The organism is Blautia wexlerae DSM 19850 (assembly GCF_025148125.1).
Lineage (GTDB): Bacteria > Bacillota > Clostridia > Lachnospirales > Lachnospiraceae > Blautia_A > Blautia_A wexlerae.
In genome coordinates, this window is the sequence record NZ_CP102267.1 from 3,022,505 (window position 1) to 3,039,498 (window position 16,994).

Annotated in this window: 15 protein-coding genes and 2 pseudogenes; 3 read left to right on the forward strand and 14 right to left on the reverse strand. The window is 40.1% G+C overall.

The genetic code is table 11. The features are described 5' to 3' along the window. The first annotated feature begins 74 nt into the window (after nucleotides 1-74). Nucleotides 75-2,486, forward strand: coding sequence for a glycoside hydrolase family 94 protein (locus NQ550_RS14030; protein WP_025580048.1), 2,412 nt, complete (start codon nucleotides 75-77; stop codon nucleotides 2,484-2,486). A gap of 47 nt (nucleotides 2,487-2,533) precedes the next feature. Here NQ550_RS14030 and NQ550_RS22900 read toward each other — a convergent pair whose 3' ends face one another. Further along, nucleotides 2,534-2,611 carry a DUF6783 domain-containing protein gene (locus tag NQ550_RS22900; protein WP_329280175.1) on the reverse strand — a complete coding sequence of 26 codons (78 nt, stop codon included), beginning with the start codon at nucleotides 2,609-2,611 and terminating at the stop codon, nucleotides 2,534-2,536. Here NQ550_RS22900 and NQ550_RS22905 point away from each other — a divergent pair. After that, nucleotides 2,603-2,659: pseudogene (locus NQ550_RS22905) on the forward strand (DUF6783 domain-containing protein); the annotation flags it as partial. The gene NQ550_RS22900 and the pseudogene NQ550_RS22905 sit on opposite strands and share 9 nt — an antisense overlap. 86 nt (nucleotides 2,660-2,745) lie before the next feature. Here NQ550_RS22905 and NQ550_RS14035 read toward each other — a convergent pair. The 5 genes from NQ550_RS14035 to NQ550_RS14055 all read right to left on the reverse strand — a co-directional run bounded on the left by NQ550_RS14035 (nucleotide 2,746) and on the right by NQ550_RS14055 (nucleotide 7,808). Next, entirely contained in the window at nucleotides 2,746-3,543 is a 798-nt protein-coding gene (locus NQ550_RS14035; RefSeq protein ID WP_025580047.1) for a helix-turn-helix domain-containing protein, read from the reverse strand. Nucleotides 3,544-3,552: 9 nt separating this feature from the next. Next, on the reverse strand, nucleotides 3,553-4,221 hold the full coding sequence (locus NQ550_RS14040) for a YkgJ family cysteine cluster protein (protein WP_025580046.1): 669 nt from the start codon (nucleotides 4,219-4,221) through the stop codon (nucleotides 3,553-3,555). Between the two features lie 22 nt (nucleotides 4,222-4,243). After that, the gene (locus tag NQ550_RS14045; RefSeq protein WP_008704036.1) at nucleotides 4,244-4,621 is read right to left on the reverse strand and encodes a DUF6483 family protein; all 378 of its coding nucleotides are present in this window, start codon (nucleotides 4,619-4,621) and stop codon (nucleotides 4,244-4,246) included. 102 nt (nucleotides 4,622-4,723) lie between these two features. Further along, nucleotides 4,724-6,928 (reverse strand): DNA topoisomerase III, encoded by a 2,205-nt coding sequence (locus NQ550_RS14050; protein ID WP_025580044.1) that lies wholly within the window; start codon nucleotides 6,926-6,928, stop codon nucleotides 4,724-4,726. Between the two features lie 211 nt (nucleotides 6,929-7,139). After that, on the reverse strand, nucleotides 7,140-7,808 hold the full coding sequence (locus NQ550_RS14055) for a response regulator transcription factor (protein ID WP_025580043.1): 669 nt from the start codon (nucleotides 7,806-7,808) through the stop codon (nucleotides 7,140-7,142). A 305-nt stretch (nucleotides 7,809-8,113) separates the two neighbouring features. Here NQ550_RS14055 and NQ550_RS14060 point away from each other — a divergent pair, with 305 nt between their 5' ends. Continuing rightward, nucleotides 8,114-8,797, forward strand: coding sequence for a phosphatase PAP2 family protein (locus tag NQ550_RS14060; RefSeq protein ID WP_025580042.1), 684 nt, complete (start codon nucleotides 8,114-8,116; stop codon nucleotides 8,795-8,797). A gap of 97 nt (nucleotides 8,798-8,894) precedes the next feature. Here NQ550_RS14060 and NQ550_RS14065 read toward each other — a convergent pair whose 3' ends face one another. The 8 genes and pseudogenes from NQ550_RS14065 to NQ550_RS14095 all read right to left on the reverse strand — a co-directional run bounded on the left by NQ550_RS14065 (nucleotide 8,895) and on the right by NQ550_RS14095 (nucleotide 16,757). Further along, on the reverse strand, nucleotides 8,895-9,911 hold the full coding sequence (locus NQ550_RS14065; RefSeq protein ID WP_025580040.1) for a glycosyltransferase family 2 protein: 1,017 nt from the start codon (nucleotides 9,909-9,911) through the stop codon (nucleotides 8,895-8,897). 178 nt (nucleotides 9,912-10,089) lie between these two features. Continuing rightward, on the reverse strand, nucleotides 10,090-11,253 hold the full coding sequence (locus NQ550_RS14070; RefSeq protein ID WP_259837706.1) for an RNA-guided endonuclease InsQ/TnpB family protein: 1,164 nt from the start codon (nucleotides 11,251-11,253) through the stop codon (nucleotides 10,090-10,092). Next, nucleotides 11,201-11,461, reverse strand: a pseudogene (locus NQ550_RS23085) (IS607 family transposase); the annotation flags it as partial. The pseudogene NQ550_RS23085 and the gene NQ550_RS14070, both read right to left, overlap by 53 nt. A 13-nt stretch (nucleotides 11,462-11,474) precedes the next feature. Continuing rightward, entirely contained in the window at nucleotides 11,475-11,633 is a 159-nt protein-coding gene (locus NQ550_RS23090) for a MerR family DNA-binding transcriptional regulator (RefSeq protein WP_416386309.1), read from the reverse strand. 198 nt (nucleotides 11,634-11,831) lie between these two features. Further along, complete coding sequence (gene mutY / locus NQ550_RS14080; RefSeq protein WP_025577266.1) at nucleotides 11,832-12,887, reverse strand: A/G-specific adenine glycosylase; 1,056 nt, start codon at nucleotides 12,885-12,887, stop codon at nucleotides 11,832-11,834. A 195-nt stretch (nucleotides 12,888-13,082) separates the two neighbouring features. Then, nucleotides 13,083-13,379 carry a DUF3784 domain-containing protein gene (locus tag NQ550_RS14085; protein WP_025577268.1) on the reverse strand — a complete coding sequence of 99 codons (297 nt, stop codon included), beginning with the start codon at nucleotides 13,377-13,379 and terminating at the stop codon, nucleotides 13,083-13,085. Nucleotides 13,380-13,555: 176 nt separating this feature from the next. Continuing rightward, the gene (locus NQ550_RS14090; RefSeq protein WP_025577270.1) at nucleotides 13,556-15,121 is read right to left on the reverse strand and encodes a L,D-transpeptidase family protein; all 1,566 of its coding nucleotides are present in this window, start codon (nucleotides 15,119-15,121) and stop codon (nucleotides 13,556-13,558) included. Between the two features lie 295 nt (nucleotides 15,122-15,416). Beyond that, a complete protein-coding gene (locus NQ550_RS14095; RefSeq protein ID WP_025577272.1) occupies nucleotides 15,417-16,757 on the reverse strand; it encodes an MATE family efflux transporter in 1,341 nt (446 codons plus the stop codon). Nucleotides 16,758-16,994: the final 237 nt, after the last annotated feature.

Genomic DNA, 16,994 nt, shown 5'->3' on the forward strand with positions numbered 1-16,994 from the left:
AATAGCTGCTCAGCCTCCATAAAAGCAGGCGACAGGCTGTTATAAATATTGTTCTAACAGAAAGGATTTACTATATGAAATACGGATATTTTGACAATGAAAACCGAGAATACGTGATTACTAATCCGGCAACACCTGCACCATGGGTAAACTATCTGGGTTCCCCGGAGTACGGTGCAATCATTTCCAATAATGCAGGGGGCTACAGTTTTGCAAAATCCGGTGCAAACGGACGTATCCTGCGCTATGTTTTTAATAACTTTGACCAGCCGGGACGTTACATTTACATTCGCGATGACAGATCATCAGACTTCTGGTCTGCATCCTGGCAGCCTGTAGGCAAAGATCTGGCTCAGTATAAGAGCGAATGCCGTCACGGAATCGGTTATACAAAAATTTCTGCCGACTACAGCGATATTCACTCAGAAGCCCTTTACTATGTTCCTCTTGGAAAAAGTTATGAAGTATGGGCATTATCTGTGACCAATCATTCTGATCACGAAAGGAACCTGACTCTCAGCGGATATGCAGAGTTTACCAACCACAGCAATTACGAACAGGATCAGGTTAATTTACAGTACTCTCTTTTTATTTCTCGTACACTGTTCGAAGGAAACAGAATTACTCAGCAGATTCATGGAAATCTTGATGCAATTCCTGAAAATGAGAATGTAGATGAGAAAAATGTGACAGAACGTTTCTTTGGACTTGCAGGTGCTGAGGTTTCTTCTTACTGTGGGGACAAAAATGAATTTCTCGGAAGTTACCATGGATATGGAAACCCTGAAGGTATTGTCTGTGGTGATCTTGGTGATAAGACAAGCTATAATGAAAACTCCTGTGGTGCTCTCTCCTGCAAAATAACTCTTAAAGCAGGTGAAACCAGAACAATTGCTTTTCTTCTTGGAATGAAACCGTCATCTGAAGCTGCTGAAGTAATCAGATGTTACGAAAATCCGGCTCCAACTGTAGCAGAAGAACTGGAAGCATTAAAAGCTGACTGGAACAGTAAGCTTGATAATCTTAAAGTCAGCACTCCAAGTCCGGAATTTGATACTATGATTAATACCTGGAACGCATACAACTGTTTTATGACTTTCATCTGGTCCCGTGCAGCTTCCTTCATTTACTGTGGACTCAGAAATGGATACGGATACAGAGATACTGTACAGGATATTCAGGGAATCATCCATCTGGCACCGGAAATGGCACTGGAAAAGATTCGTTTCATGCTGTCTGCGCAGGTAAATAACGGTGGCGGACTCCCTCTTGTCAAGTTTACTCACACACCTGGAAAAGAAGATACTCCGGATGATGCTTCTTATGTACAGGAAACCGGCCATCCGGCTTACCGTGCAGATGATGCATTATGGCTTTTCCCAACTGTATATAAATATATTTCAGAAACCGGAAACACTGCTTTTCTTGATGAAGTGATTCCTTTTGCCAACAAAGATGAAGCTACTGTATATGAACATCTGAAACGTGCGGTTGCTTTCTCTCTTAATCACCTTGGACCTCATGGAATGCCCGCCGGACTTTATGCAGACTGGAATGACTGTCTCCGTCTGGGTGCAAACGGAGAATCTTCTTTTGTTGCTTTACAGTTCTATTATGCAATGACAATCCTGAAAATCTTTGCCGAATATAAAAAAGATACAGAATATGTACAGTATCTTGAAGAAACTCAGAAAGCATTTGGCGAAAAAGTTCAGGAACTGTGCTGGGATAACGACCGCTTCGTACGTGGTTATACAGAATCAGGAGAAAGAATCGGTGAAGCTGCTGCTCCTGAAGCAAATATGTGGCTGAATCCTCAGAGCTGGGCTGTCATCAGTGGTCTTGCCAGCCCTGAACAGGGAGACGCTGCACTGAACAATGTATACGAACGTCTAAACACAAAATATGGTGCGATCCTTATGGATCCGCCTTATCATGCGCATGCTTTCGATGGTGCACTGGCAGTTATCTATAATCAGGGAACCAAAGAAAACTCCGGTATTTTCTCCCAATCCCAGGGCTGGCTGATTCTTGCTGAAGCACTCCGCGGTCATGGAGAACGTGCTTTTACCTATTTTATGGAAAATTCTCCTGCTGCGCAGAATGACTGTGCCGAAATCCGTCGTCTTGAACCATACTGCTATGGTCAGTTTACAGAGGGAAAAGCAAGCAAACACTTTGGACGCTCTCATGTTCACTGGCTGACAGGAACTGCTTCTACTGTAATGGTAGGATGTGTGGAAGGTATCCTCGGACTTCGCCCTGATCTTGAAGGACTTCGACTGTCTCCTTCTGTGCCAAAAAGCTGGAAACACTTTGAGATTGAGAAAGTTTTCCGTGGAAAACAGCTTCATATCTCTGTAGAAAATCCAGACGAAAAAGAATCTGGCTGCTGCAGTCTGGTTCTTAACGGACAGAAATTAGCAGATAATTATATCCCTGAAAACCTTCTTCAGGATAAGAACGAAGTCATATTAACTCTTTAATCCCCCGATATTACCAGATGAAAATAAGCGGCCGGCTTACAGAAAATTTATATTCCCTGTAAGCTAGAGCGTGTCTGAAAAATCATTCCCGCAATCTGCACGCCCCACTTTGCGGTATATTTCACCCGAATTCAGTTGCCGTAGCCCGCTACGGCGCCCTCATCCGGGCAAAATATACCACAAATTGTGACGCACATCTTGCAGAAAGCCTTTTTCAGACACGCTCTAGCCGCCTGTTTTACTTATCTTAATATTTTGATTAATCCTGTTCTTTTTTCAGTTCCGACTCTGATGCGACACAAAGTTCTTTTTCTATATCCCAGTGTATCATATAATGTTCATCCCTGTATTTACCCGGTGTCATTCCCGTAACTTCCCTAAACTGCTGGATGAAATGACTCTGGGAAGAAAAGGAAAGACGGTTTGCAATCTCAATGATCGAATAATCACTGTACTGCAAAAGATTTTTCGCCATTTCTATCTTCTGTCTGCGGATATAGGCACTGACCGATATTCCTGTTTCTTTTTTAAATAATCTGGAGAGATAGCTCGCAGATACTCCAAGTGAATCTGCAAGATCTTCTATTGTAATTCGTTCTTTGATATGAGAATAAATGTATTCTTTACTTGCGTTGATATGTTTAGAATAAGTGTTGTCTCTGAAATATCTGCGCATTTTTTCAGTATAATCCATCACCATCTCATCATGAAGGCTCTGAACCTCTTCTACTGTATGAATGCCATCCAGCTTTTGAATATAAAAATCACTCAGGCGAAATGCCTGTTCCATCTCCATTCCATTTTGTTTACAGAGTCTGGTTATCATTGCGGTAGTGATAACAAAATGATATTTCATATTTGTGACCGCATTCTTTGACAGTACTCCCACACCATCACACTCTGTAAATCTCTGCCGTTCACAATTCTTCTTAACAGTTTTTATATCTCCACTTGCAACTGCACGATAGAACAATAATTCCTCTGTCGGTTCTCTGTGCTTAATTTCATCAAACTCATCTTCTGCCTCAAAAAGAAGCCATTCGTTCTGATAACTCATATGTCTCTCCTACGCCAATGCCAGCAATTCTTTTCCTTCTTTCAGTCTCTCATAAAACTGTATGTAGAAATCCTGATTTTGATCATATGGTTTGAGATAGAATCTGTTCACCACAAAGAGGTTCAGATTTCTGATCAGATCTGGATCCTCAGCATTGTACAGTACTTCCTGCACATCCAGCAGAAAATAATGCCAGTCATTTACAAATTTCTCATATTTTTTCAGATCCGGTGTGTCCACCCACTTCTTTACCTTGATCTTACTGCGGTTTGTTTTAGGACATTCGTGAATCTGAAGAATATATTTAAAACTGCCATTCTCGTAGAATCTTCCCAGCGGGAATAATCTGCAGAATCCCGGCCGAATAGAGTGGATGTGACAGCGTCCTTCACTGTTAAGGAATATACACTGTTCCTTAACTCCTGTCATCCGAAGATGCGGAAGGATATTTCCATCTGTCACTCCCAGTTCCAGATATTCCTGTAAAAGCTGCTCTGCTGATTTCTGTAATCCTGCCGACAATCTGTATACATCATATGGATCCAGGAGCACAGAATCTCCCATTCCCTGACAACAGTCACAGCAGCCTTCACAGTCATGGCAGTCTGCCTTTACCATATCATTAGAATCATATAATTTACCATCCGAAATCTCTTCCAGTGTCTGTTCTCTGCGCATATGCTATGCTTTTTCCTTTCTCTCAAAAAGCCTCTAATCCTGTAACACCCCAGTCTGAAGCAAGATCTTTCATACCTTCCAAAACTTCCTCCCTTGAATATCCGTTATCATCCAGGAAATCTCCATCCATATCATTCAGATACAGATAAAAGGTCAGTGCCAGTTCCAGATAGTCTACATCATCTTCTACCATACCCATATATAATTCGTTTTCTGCTTCATTGATCTTGCCTTCTTCTGCCAGTTTCATAATTGTAGCAAAAAGCCGGTCTGCCTCTGTGTAATCTGCTTCCTTCTCCGGAAGTTTGTAATTGGGCTGCTGCTCATGAAGCAGAAGCTTCGCGATCAGTCTTCCTACGTCCTGAATATTTCTTATCATATGATCATCCTGTACTGCCATAATATTATCTTCCCTTCTTTTTTATTTTACCTGGTACATCGTTTCGTAAATAACTATACCCATCGCATAGAATGCGGATTCGCAGACAAGAGAGTGATATAGTTATTCCAGTTTTAATCCTGCCAGTGCCTGTGCAAATGCATTATTCACCGGCTCCTTGGCTTCTTTCTGCTGCTGTCTCATATATTTTTGAACATCACGCTTATTGACTCCTGCTCCCTCTTTGGCCCTTCTCGCCTGAAAAGCAGAGAGCTTTTCTTTATAGCCGCAGGCACAGATAAATGTCTCTTCCTTACCTTTCACATACATTTCCATACGTTTATGACACTTGGGACAACGGGCATTGGTAGTTCTGGACAGGGTTTCTTTATAACCGCACTCTCTGTCCTGACATACAAGCATTTTTGCATTCTTTCCATTCACTGCCAGAAGCTTCTTTCCGCAGTTCGGGCAGATTTTGTTTGTAAGATTATCATGCCTGAAGGTTCCCTGTCCGGTTTTGATCTCATCTACAATGTCACAGGTATAGTTCCTGATTTCTTTCAGGAAGGTTTCCTGTTTCATTTTACCTTTTGCAATATTTCCAAGCTTCATCTCCCAGTCTGCGGTCAGTTCCGGCTTGCGCAGTTCCTCGGGTACCAGTTCCAGAAGCTGCTTTGCCTTGGAGGTCAGATGGATTTCATTGCCTTTTTTCTCCATCAGAAAGCTGTTAAACAGTTTCTCAATAATATCGGCCCTTGTGGCAACAGTCCCCAGACCACCTGTCTCACCGAGAGTTTTCGCTGCCTTTGTATCATGACTCTCCATATAGCGCACCGGATTCTCCATTGCTGCAAGAAGCGTTGCTTCTGTGAATCTTGCAGGTGGCTTTGTCCTGCCTGTATTCATGGATACATTCTCTATATGCAGTCTCTCACCTTTCTTCATCTGTGGAAGCTTCTGATCTTTCAATTTCTGCGCATCGTCAGCAGTATCCTCATCCTCTTCAGTGTCGTCCGTATTTTCATACACATCTTTCCATCCGGCACTTTTTACAACTTTCCCGCTGGCAGCAAAAAGTTCTCCAGCAACAATTCCCTCCATGCTCACCTGTTCATAAACAAAAGGCGGATACAGCACACTGAGGAATCTGCGAACTACCATATCGTAAATCTTACGTTCTTCATTTGTCATATGGTCAAGCTGCACAAACTGCTCCGTAGGGATAATTGCATGATGGTCGCTGACCTTTTTATCATCCACAAAACTTCCATTTGCACGAACAGGCTGATTCATCAGTGCGCCTGCCGGTTTTCTGTACGGTCCTGTTGCGCAGGCTCTCAGTCGTTCTTTAATTGTAGGAACAATATCCTTTCCAATATATCTGGAATCTGTCCTCGGATAAGTGAGTACTTTGTGATTTTCATACAGACGCTGCATGATATTCAGAGTCTGCTTTGCAGAATATCCATATTTCCGATTTGCCTCTCTCTGCAGTGTGGTCAGGTCATACAAACCCGGTGCAAAGGATTTTTTCTCTTTGCTGGTTACGGAAGTTACTTCCAGAGACTGATTTCTGAGAACATCGGAAATCTCCTCTGCCCGTTCTTTATTAAAAGTTCTGAAGCTCTTACTCTTTGGTTCCTTCCATGTCCAGGTGATATCACCTGCTTTCAGGGTGATTCCGTAATATTCCTTCGGCTTAAATGCCCGTATCTCTTCTTCCCGTTTCGCAATCATCGCCAGTGTAGGAGTCTGTACACGCCCGCAGGAAAGCTGGGCATTATATTTACAGGTAAGTGCCCTTGTACCGTTCATTCCCACCAGCCAGTCAGCTTCCGCTCTTGCCACAGCTGCTCTGTACAGATTATCATACTCATGTCCGTTTTTCAGATTTCCGAATCCTTCTTTGATAGCTTTGTCTGTAACTGAAGAAATCCACAGTCTACGGATTGGTTTATGACAGTCCGCTTTGTCAAGAATCCAGCGGGCTACCAGTTCACCTTCTCTTCCGGCATCTGTGGCTATTATAATATCGTTTATGTCTTTTCTGTACAGCTGCGTTTTTACTGCATTGTACTGTTTACCGGTCTGTCGAATAACTACCAGCTTCATTCGATCCGGCATCATGGGAAGTGTGGATATTTCCCATTTCATATACTTCTTATCGTATTCCTCAGGATCTGCCAGCGTAACAAGATGTCCAAGTGCCCAGGTGACTACGTAATCTTTTCCCTCAAGGGTACCATTTCCTTTCTGTGTACAGTGAAGTACTCTGGCAATATCTCTGGCAACAGAAGGTTTCTCTGCTATTACTAATGATTTCATAAAATAAATAACTCCTTATAAAAATCTACAGTCAGGGTTTCTGATATCCCTGACCGTTGATTTCGGGCAGCTGTCCATTTATTTTTGGCATCTGCTTATATTTAAGATGTCAGGATCAAAAGCTATTTTGCTTTGCTCTTTGCAACTCCTGCAATTCTCATATTTAAAAGTATAGCATAGATAAATTCCTGTTTCCAGTTATTCTTTAACTTTATTTCATATTAATTTTATATCCGACTCCACGAACTGTCTCCACCAGCTCACCGGCACTTCCCAGTTTTTGTCTCAGTGTTCGGATATGTACATCAACGGTTCTGCTCTCTCCGTCGAATTCATACCCCCAGACCTGATTCAGAAGCTGGGTTCTGGAAAGTACAGTTCCGCTGTTTTTCAGAAGCAGACATAATACTTCATATTCTTTTAATGTAAGATTTACATTCTTTTTATCTACAGTTGCAATATGTCTGGAAGGGCAGACATAAAGGTTTCCTGTCCGATATTCTTCTGCGCCGTCATCTTCTGTTCTTCTTAATAATGCGCGGATCCTTGAGATCAGTTCCATCATGCGGAATGGTTTTGGAATATAGTCATCTGCCCCGCTGTCAAGACCTACCACTGTATCATATTCACTGCTTTTTGCTGTCAGCATGATAATAGGAAGTTTACGTGTATCCGGACGCATACGCAATTTCTTCAATATGGAAATCCCATCCTCTTCCGGCAGCATCACATCAAGGAGCAGAAGTGCAGGTTTTTTCTTTTCCAGGGCTTTCCAGAAGTGAGAAGGTCTTTCAAATCCTTTTGCTTCAAATCCCTGACTTTTCAATGTATATATCACCAGTTCACGTATACTCTCATCATCTTCTACCAAATATATCATTTTTCTGTTCTCCATTTACAATTATTTGCTGAATGCCATAAGCCGAAACCAGTATACAATCTCCGGAAACAACATGACATTTTCGAAAATCACTATAATTTCTCCGGCTCAGTTGATATCAGTATAATAAAAAGCCGTAAAATCTTTGTTCTGCTTTATGTTAAAACTTTGTAAAACGCTGAACTTTATTGAGAATTTTTTTATAAAATTTTTATATACTTTATGAGAAAATTTATTTGTAAAAGCAGTATGAAGATGTTATGATATGGTATGGTATGAAATAATTCTCCAAAGAAGGTGAAATTTTGAAACGTTTTATTTCCAAATACCGGCATGGACTTGTGATTGCTGTTTACAGCATCATTTATATCCTGCTCTTCAGTTACCTGGAGCACAGACCGGTTCACAGCTATCATATCGTACATACAGTATTTGATGACTGGATTCCATTTTGTGAGTTCTTTATCGTTCCTTATATGCTGTGGTTTCCATACATGATCCTGGCTGTGATTTATTTTATATTTTTTAATAAGAACAAACATGAATACTACCAACTGGCATTTAACCTTATGATGGGAATGACTGTTTTCCTGATTGTTTCCTATGTTTATCCAAATGCTCAGCACATACGTCCCACAGAGTTTCCAAGAGACAATGTTTTTACAGATGTGGTAAAATGGCTGTACAGTACAGATACTCCTACGAATATCCTACCCAGCATTCATGTGTTTAACTCTCTTGCAATCCATATGTCGCTTACAAACTGTGAAGCACTGCGAGATAAGAAACTTATAAAAGCAGCATCTTTCACCCTGACTGCACTGATCATCATGTCTACCATGTTCCTGAAACAGCATTCTGTAATTGATGTATGCATGGGTGCAACGCTCGCATTATTTGGCTTTCTGGTTTTTTATCCAAGAAAAGTCTCCGCTCCTTCACAGACTGTCTGCTTCGGAGAAGTAAAAAGAAAAAAAAGTGAAAACTAAAAAGATTTAAAATAAAAGCAGAATCTTTGAAATACATTTTGTCTTTCAGAGATTCTGCTTTTTGCAGTTATAACAATTTTCTGCTATTTAGAGCACATCAGTTAAATCCATAAAATTTCTGGCTAATCTTGTAGGCTGCCACTGACATTTTCCTTCCACCTCTTCCCGGAAGATTCATAACTCTTCCAAAAAGACTGTGACGCAATTTTCTGTAAACCTGTTTATCCTCTGTCTTAATATACTCCAGCAGTTCTTTCTTTTTCTGAAGAGACTCTTCTGTATTGGCACGTATAAGCATAATAGAGGAAATAGTTGTAATAATATCCAGGTAACTGAACATGTACTTTTTCAGGTGCTTATTTGTACTTTTGCAGTTAATATAAGCATTTACCATAAGTTTATTCACACGGATCTGCTGGTCAATTCGTTTAATCATCACTTTCTCATTCACAGACTGGTCATCTCTTCCAATAAAATAACGATAGAAGTTTACATCCAGATAATACATATTCTTTACATAAGGAAGAGGTTCAAAAGCAAAGAGGTTATCTACATAAAATGTATGCTTTGGCAGTTCCAGATTACATTCATGAAGTAATTTTGTACGATAGATCATGGAATGCATCAGAAGATATTTGCCCTTCGGCATATGTTTCACTTCTTCCCATCCAAATATTCTGTCCTGTGGCAGACATTTCCGGTACTGCATGATTTTCTTACGGGTTGCCCCCTGTTTCTCATATACGAAATTACTGATCAGAAGGTCAACTGTCTGCGGACCTCTGAGCAGTTCATATAAAGTTTTCAGAATCTGTACATATGCTTCTTTATTTACCCAGTCATCACTGTCCACTACCTTGAAATACAATCCTGTAGCATTTCTGATTCCTGCATTGACAGCTTCTCCATGACCGCCGTTTTCCTGATGAATTGCCTTTACAATTGTCGGATATTTCCTGGCATAAGCATCTGCAATCTCAGCAGTTCTGTCAGAAGATCCGTCATCTATTACAAGAATCTCTACTTCTTCTCCTCCCACCAGCAATGACTCTATACAGTTCTCCATATAATCCTGTGAATTATAGCATGGAATCGCAATACTTAACAGTTTCATCTTGTTGTTTCCGTTACAGAAAACTTATAAAAAGTTATAAACTTCTATGTTCCATTCCTACTTCAACGAGTATGCTTTTGATGATATAAATATCAATCTACTCACAAGTTCCTGTACTCTCCATAGGCGTAAATTCCGGACTAACGTATCCGTACATATTTGTATTAACATTTCAGTGTCAGCTTGCAAATTTTTCTCCATAAGTCTTGAGATTTATAGATGCCTGGAAATCTCTGTCAATCATATTCCCACACGCACATCTATAAACTCTGTCAGATAACTTCAAATTTTTTTTGATGTTTCCACAACAGCTGCAAAGCTTTGATGATGGATAAAACCGATCAGCCACAATAAGCTGGATCCCTTTATCGCTGCACCTATATTCAAGCTGTTTTCTAAACCCAAAAAATCCCTGTGCCTGAACTGCTTTGGATAAATGTCTGTTTTTCATCATTCCGCTGACATTCAGATCTTCAATACATATAAATCTTGGTTTTCGATTTACGATCTCCGATATGGTCTGATTTAAATAATTTTTACGGATGTTTGTTAATCTGTGATTTCGTTTTAATAAAAGTTTTTCCTTTTTGATTACATTATTTGTTTTACAGTAACTTTCCCCTTTCTTATTTTTCTCGTAAGAACGAGAGATACTACGCTGTAACCTGCGTTTCTGTTTTTCTGATTTCTTTACTTTCTGACTCTTATTGATGTTCTTATACTTAGTCCCATCAGAGCAGACAGCCAGGTCTTTGATTCCCAGGTCTATGCCGACTCCGTCATCATTAAGTGTTTCCCTGCAGTCAGGAAATTCTACACATACGCTGATCCACCAGTTCAATCCGTCAAAGGATATTCTCGGGTTCATATATTTAGCATCTGTCGGAATACGTCCATGTTCTGCAAGCCTTACCCAATTCATTTTTTGTTTATTTGCTTTCCTGCTGGAAGAAAAGCCTTCAAATTTAACGTGTGTATTACTGAAGCGTATCTTAACGTTGTCCTGATAGAACTTCGGCATTGATCTCTTTTTTGACTTGAATCTTGGGAATTTCTGCAAACCCTTAAAAAAGTTCTTATACGCAGTACAGGCATCTTTGATCGCCTGTTTGGTTACATTATTTGAAATACTCAGTAACCATGCATATTCATCAGAATGTCTAAGCTTCGTAAATTCTTTTCTGAGTTCTGCATCTGAAATGAATCCGCCGCCTTTTTCATAGTTCTCTATCTCCCTGGCCAAAGCCCAGTTATAAGCAAATCTTGAAGCACCTGCGTACTGAAACATCTTAGTTTTCTGTACATTGTTTGGTATCAACATTACTTTTATGGCTTTTACCATCTGTTTCCTCCTGTATCAGTTCACGGATAAGTTTCTTAGCTTTGTTCGCTCGTTTTCCTTGTAATTTACAACTGAATACTGTGATTATCTGAACCAGATCTTCAACAAGTTCCTGCTGTTCGGATTTTTCAGTATTATCAATAATCTCAATTTTACAATTATAAAGTGAAGCGATATATTCTATCAGCTCAAAACCAAATCGCAATAATTACTTGGTTGAGTTACTCATCAGAATAATATCTATAGCCACTTACTGTAGTATGATGCGGATGAAGTTTTTCATTGGCATCCCAATTTCGTAATGTCCGGGCAGATACGCCTATAATTTTTGAAAATTCATGTATAGAATAATATTTACTCAAAGTATCAACTCCTTTCAATAATATTCTGCTCTAATATCTTATAAAATTCAACATGTACTTATATAATGATTAGAGTGTCAAAAGGGTAATTTAATAACCAAGGATACTGTATTTAGTATATTCACTTCGTATATTACAACAATATATTGTGACTAAATTCAGTAAAAAGGGGTTTTGACGCTTAAATCATATAATTTTATAATTTATATTTAACTGCTAATAGCCCTCCTTGATATACTTTGCATACGCTCCAAAAGCAGATGGAATTGCGTATTGTTTACCTGACTGTTCTTTACTTACAAAAATGAGTTCTTTATCCTGTGTTGTCTTTAGGGATGATACCTTTATTCTGTATGCCTGCATTCTCCATTCAATATGGGAGAAAATATGTTTCGCAGGCGGAAGTTCTTCTATATATAATGGATCAAGTCCCAACTCTTTTACGTACAAAAGCGCATCTTCGCTTTTTAAATGTCCCTGAATATTTGGCAGTTCATATAAGCCTGCCAAAAGTCCTTTCTCAGGTCTTTTCCTGATAGCTGTGCATTCTCCGTCCTGAATGATAAACACAGTCCTGTTGTCCTGTGTTCTGGCTTTCTTAGGTGCTTTTACAGGAATCATATCCGCTTTATCATGTCTGTGAGCCAAACAGGTAAATGCAATCGGACATTCTGCACATTTCGCCTGACCGTTGGGAACACATATCACAGCTCCCAGTTCCATCAGTGCCTGATTAAAGTCTCCCGGACAATCTGAGGGCATGATCTGCGAAACCTGCTGTTCTATTTTTCTGCGGACAGACTGCCGGCTGATGTCTTCCGTACTCTCTGTAATTCTGGAAATCACACGCAGTACATTCCCGTCTACAGCCGGAACCTTTTCCCCATATGCGATCGATGCAATGGCACCGGCTGTATAACTTCCTATTCCCTTTAACGACAAAAGTGCCTGATAATCTTCAGGCAGTCTGCCATTATATTCATCTTTTACAGTTTTCGCCGCTTCCTGCATGTTCCGAACGCGGTTATAATATCCCAGTCCCTCCCATAACTTCAGAAGTTTCTCTTCAGGACATTCCGCCAGTGACTGAATATCCGGGAGTTCTGTGATAAATCTCTGAAAATAGGGTTTCACTGCCTCCACTCTGGTTTGCTGCAGCATAATCTCCGACACCCATGTATAATAAGCATTGTCCTTATCTCTCCATGGAAGAATCCTCTTATTATCCCTGTACCATTTTACCAGAGGCTGCACAATCTCTTCAAGTACCATAATTTATCTTTTCCTCGTTTATTTACTGTTCACTCCATTCTCAGTAACGCCGCCAAAATTCATTTCAGATTACCTGTGGCAATTGGATTTTGGCCTGTATGTCATTTTATCACAAAACAGAAAAAAACGCTAATACATAAAAATAAAAAGGACCGTACACATTTTACTGTATCTCGATCCTTCTTGCCTTATTCATTATTTTTTACATTTTAATCTCAAATAACACACAAGCCCGACAATAATGATCAGAAGTGCTACTATGTAAGCTATTTTAAAGGCCAGTGCTGTAGTAAAAAGATCTATGGCAGAAACAACGCCAATCAAAATAAGCGCAACTCCACTTGCTTTTGCCATCTTCTCTTCATCATAAAGCTTCTTACTGATGTCCGAGTTTCCACCTTTCAGGAAAATATCCCCATGTCCTGTCAGAAGCATTATTCCTACTATGAAAGCGGCAATTGTCAGTATGATGTTTAAAGAATCAAAATTCATAACCTTCCCCTTTCTTTCTGCATTTTACCATACAGAACCTTTTTTCTTTTTATAGAAATCCGGGACTATTGTTTCATATACAATGATCCCGGAATATCCATACCTGTTTTTATTTTTCAGAGAACTGTTCAATACCTCCAATTAAAAGATTACAGAAAAGTAATTCCTGATCAATATTAATAGAAACATACGATTGGAATATTGCAGTCAATAATATTATAAAGTTCTGCTGCTTTCTCCGGCGGCATATTGATACATCCATGCGAACCGCCTTCCATGAAACGATCTCCACCAAAGTATGGCTGCCAGTTTGCATCGTGGAAACCAATACCGCCATTAAACGGCATCCAGTACGTTACCGGCTGTTCATATTCGTATTTACCGTTTGCCAGCTGTTTACCTCTGAGCACATCCGGGCTCTTCTTATAATAAATCGTATAAATACCGGCCGGAGTCTGACGGTCAGAATATCTCATATCACCGGAAACAATATCTGACTCAAAGATATCTTCTCCGTTCTGGTAGAAATACATATGCTGTTCGGACAGATCCACTTCAATATAAGTATTTCCTATATCATTGTAACCATGTGCATTGGCTGTCATAGAATAAACCGGCTCTCTGGTTGTCTGTGTCCCTGATTGGATTTCCTGTGTCAGCTGTGCAACCTCTGAAGCCTGGTCTATCTGCCATCCATATGCAGAACCGTATACACTGACAGTTCTCCCACTTGTTGTCTGGAACTCTCTTTCAGTTCCCACCGTATCATGGGCCGCTGCAAGCTGCGCCACATAATCTGCGATGTGCTGTCTGAAAGATGTATCATCCATGATCAGCTGTCCTTTTTCATCAAAATTCAGCCAGTCCTTGATCGTATTTCCATCCAGGGTTTCTGTTTCATCTCCAAAAGTATACGTAATGCTTGCTTTTGTGAAATTGTTACATGCATTAAGAGACGCCTGCAGATCCGGATTGTCGCTGGTGATATCTGCTTTTACATACACGTCCGGCTCACTGTCGAAATCAACCGAAGTTTTATTTCCCGAAACAGCTTCCGAAAGCACGTTATAAGCATTTTTCAAATCCAGCTTACTTCCCTCTGTCTCCGGAACAATCTCAAACTGCGAATCTCCATATGCGACATATGCATTCTCAGGAGCTACCTGATTCTCTTTCTGTGCACAGTTAAGTGCCTTCACCTGTTTTTTCAGCTTTTCTTTATCGTAAGTCGTGTTCTCAGCGGCTGTATAGCTCTTCTTTTCAAAAAAACCTCTGATCCATTCATAAGGTTTCTGATCTTTCAGAAGTTTCAGAACACTTCCATCAGAAACATAACTATAACCGATCTGATCTCCGCTGATTGTCTGCGGATCCAGATTTCTGGAATCAACCTCTATGGAATAGTTCTCTACTGTCTTCGCAATCTTCTGTTCTGCCTCATAAGCAGTTTTACCTGAACAGTCAATACCATTGATTGATGTTCCTTCAAAGAATTTATCCGAATAATAATATGACATACCTGCATATGCGGCTCCGGCACTTACAATAACCATTGCCACTGCGATTCCTGTAATTTTTAATCCTTTATACTTCTTACGAACAGGTGGTTCATAAGGTGCAAGATCTTCATCACTGATCGGTACATACGAAATTCTCCCCGGTCTTGCGGATTTATGGCGTCTGCCAGTTATTTCCGTACTGCCATTTGGGACTGTGTTGTTTTTTTCTTCTTTGTTGCCCATCTATTTTCTCCTCAACATAAGTGTTACCGTTCATTTTTCCTGAAGCCTATTACTTCTGAATCATATTACTGTTGATTCGGTTAATTAAGAGGCTTGCTATAATTCTTAATAATACGCTTCACAATACACAGAATTTATGTACTGATCACATAAACCTGCGCTGCATGTTTCATTATAACATAATTCTTCCAATTTGCACCTACTATTCACCTTTTTCTCATTTTTTATTACTGTTTGCAGGTGATATCCCCGAAAAATGTTTTCTTTGGCAAATCCCTTGTGATTTTTCTTATTTTTACAGGCCAAGTCTGCGTTTCATATCCTTCATCACATAGAAATACATAACGATCAAAAGTCCTCCGGCAAGCACCCATGCCATCGGACTGGCCATACATGCTCCAAAGTAACTCTTATGAGCTGCCGCGACCATAGCAGTGATTCCACGTCCTGCCAGTTCTGCAACACCGGCAAGCATGGGAAGCAGTCCGTATCCCATGCCCTGGATACCATTCCTGAGTGCATTGACAAAGTGAAGTGGTATGAAAAATACTGCCACGCATTTCACATAAGTATCAACCATAGGGATGACTTCTGCGGCATTATCTGAAATAAACAGATAAGACAGATATTTGCCAAAGAAGAAAATAATCACACCTGTAACAATGGCATAGGTAATTCCTATAATATGCGCACTGTTAAATCCCTGTCTGACTCTGTCCAGTTTACGCGCTCCTATATTCTGTGCATTATATGTTGCCATTGTTGTTCCGATTGCAACATATGCCTGGGTAAAAATATTCTCAATCTTATTTCCTGCCGTAAATGCCGCTACTGCATAGGAACCAAGAATATTCAGCGCAGACTGTACCATCATGGTTCCGATCGCAGTGATGGAATACTGCAGTCCCATGGGAATGCCCACAAGAATTTCTTTTTTGGCAATCTCTGAACGAAATCTCCAGTCATCTGCCTTCAGTTTCAATTCCGGTACGCATTTTATGATATAAATCAGGCAAAGCACTCCAGATACTCCCTGTGCTGTGATCGTTGCCCAGGCAGCCCCGGCGACTCCCATATGGAAAACAATAATAAACGTCAGGTCAAGTACTATATTCAAAAGTGCCGCCAGAATCAGGAAATACAAGGGTGTCTTACTGTTTCCCAGTGCTCTCAGAATACTGGCCAGGATATTATATAATACCTGTGCAAAAATACCTCCGCATATGATCATAATGTAGGTATATGCATCCTGAAAAATATCCTCCGGTGTATGCATTAATGTCAGAAGCGAGTGCATCCCCACCATACTGACAGCCGTCATTATAACCGAAATGATAATTGAAAGTAACGCCGCATTTCCCACTGACTGGCGCATCTCATCCATCTTTCCTGCACCGAATTTCTGTGAGGTCAGAACTGTAAAACCGGCTGTCAGTCCCATAAGAAAACCTATGATCAGAAACATGATCGTTCCTGTTGAACCAACCGCTGCCAGCCCTTTTGTTCCTACAAATTTTCCTACGATTATGGCATCTGCCATGTTGTAAAACTGCTGGAATACATTACCTATAAATACAGGTATCGTAAAGTCAAGTATCATCTTCATTGGTTTCCCAACTGTCATGTCTGTCTGCATTCCAATAAACCCTCCCAATCCTTTTTTAATCCTCTTTATTTGCTGTTTTCGATATCTGTTTTATCAGATATCAGAGCGATTATAGTTGAAAAAATTTTCCATTTCAAGATGTGTTTTTTAATTCCATGATTTTCTACATAATCACCAAAAGCAAACAAAAAACCCTCTGATTTGTGTCAGAGGGTTTCGTCAATATCACGAACTGCTGATGTCTGCAAAGCAGTTCTCACAGTTTTT

What these genes read in the sequence shown, in the direction of transcription:
- NQ550_RS14030 (WP_025580048.1), top strand. Translation starts at nt 75, where the DNA reads ATGAAATACGGATATTTTGACAATGAAAACCGAGAATACGTGATTACT.
- NQ550_RS14035 (WP_025580047.1), bottom strand. Translation starts at nt 3,543, where the DNA reads ATGAGTTATCAGAACGAATGGCTTCTTTTTGAGGCAGAAGATGAGTTT.
- NQ550_RS14040 (WP_025580046.1), bottom strand. Translation starts at nt 4,221, where the DNA reads ATGCGCAGAGAACAGACACTGGAAGAGATTTCGGATGGTAAATTATAT.
- NQ550_RS14045 (WP_008704036.1), bottom strand. Translation starts at nt 4,621, where the DNA reads ATGGCAGTACAGGATGATCATATGATAAGAAATATTCAGGACGTAGGA.
- NQ550_RS14050 (WP_025580044.1), bottom strand. Translation starts at nt 6,928, where the DNA reads ATGAAATCATTAGTAATAGCAGAGAAACCTTCTGTTGCCAGAGATATT.
- NQ550_RS14055 (WP_025580043.1), bottom strand. Translation starts at nt 7,808, where the DNA reads ATGATATATTTGGTAGAAGATGATGAGAGTATACGTGAACTGGTGATA.
- NQ550_RS14065 (WP_025580040.1), bottom strand. Translation starts at nt 9,911, where the DNA reads ATGAAACTGTTAAGTATTGCGATTCCATGCTATAATTCACAGGATTAT.
- NQ550_RS14070 (WP_259837706.1), bottom strand. Translation starts at nt 11,253, where the DNA reads ATGGTAAAAGCCATAAAAGTAATGTTGATACCAAACAATGTACAGAAA.
- mutY (WP_025577266.1), bottom strand. Translation starts at nt 12,887, where the DNA reads ATGGTACTTGAAGAGATTGTGCAGCCTCTGGTAAAATGGTACAGGGAT.
- NQ550_RS14085 (WP_025577268.1), bottom strand. Translation starts at nt 13,379, where the DNA reads ATGAATTTTGATTCTTTAAACATCATACTGACAATTGCCGCTTTCATA.
- NQ550_RS14090 (WP_025577270.1), bottom strand. Translation starts at nt 15,121, where the DNA reads ATGGGCAACAAAGAAGAAAAAAACAACACAGTCCCAAATGGCAGTACG.
- NQ550_RS14095 (WP_025577272.1), bottom strand. Translation starts at nt 16,757, where the DNA reads ATGCAGACAGACATGACAGTTGGGAAACCAATGAAGATGATACTTGAC.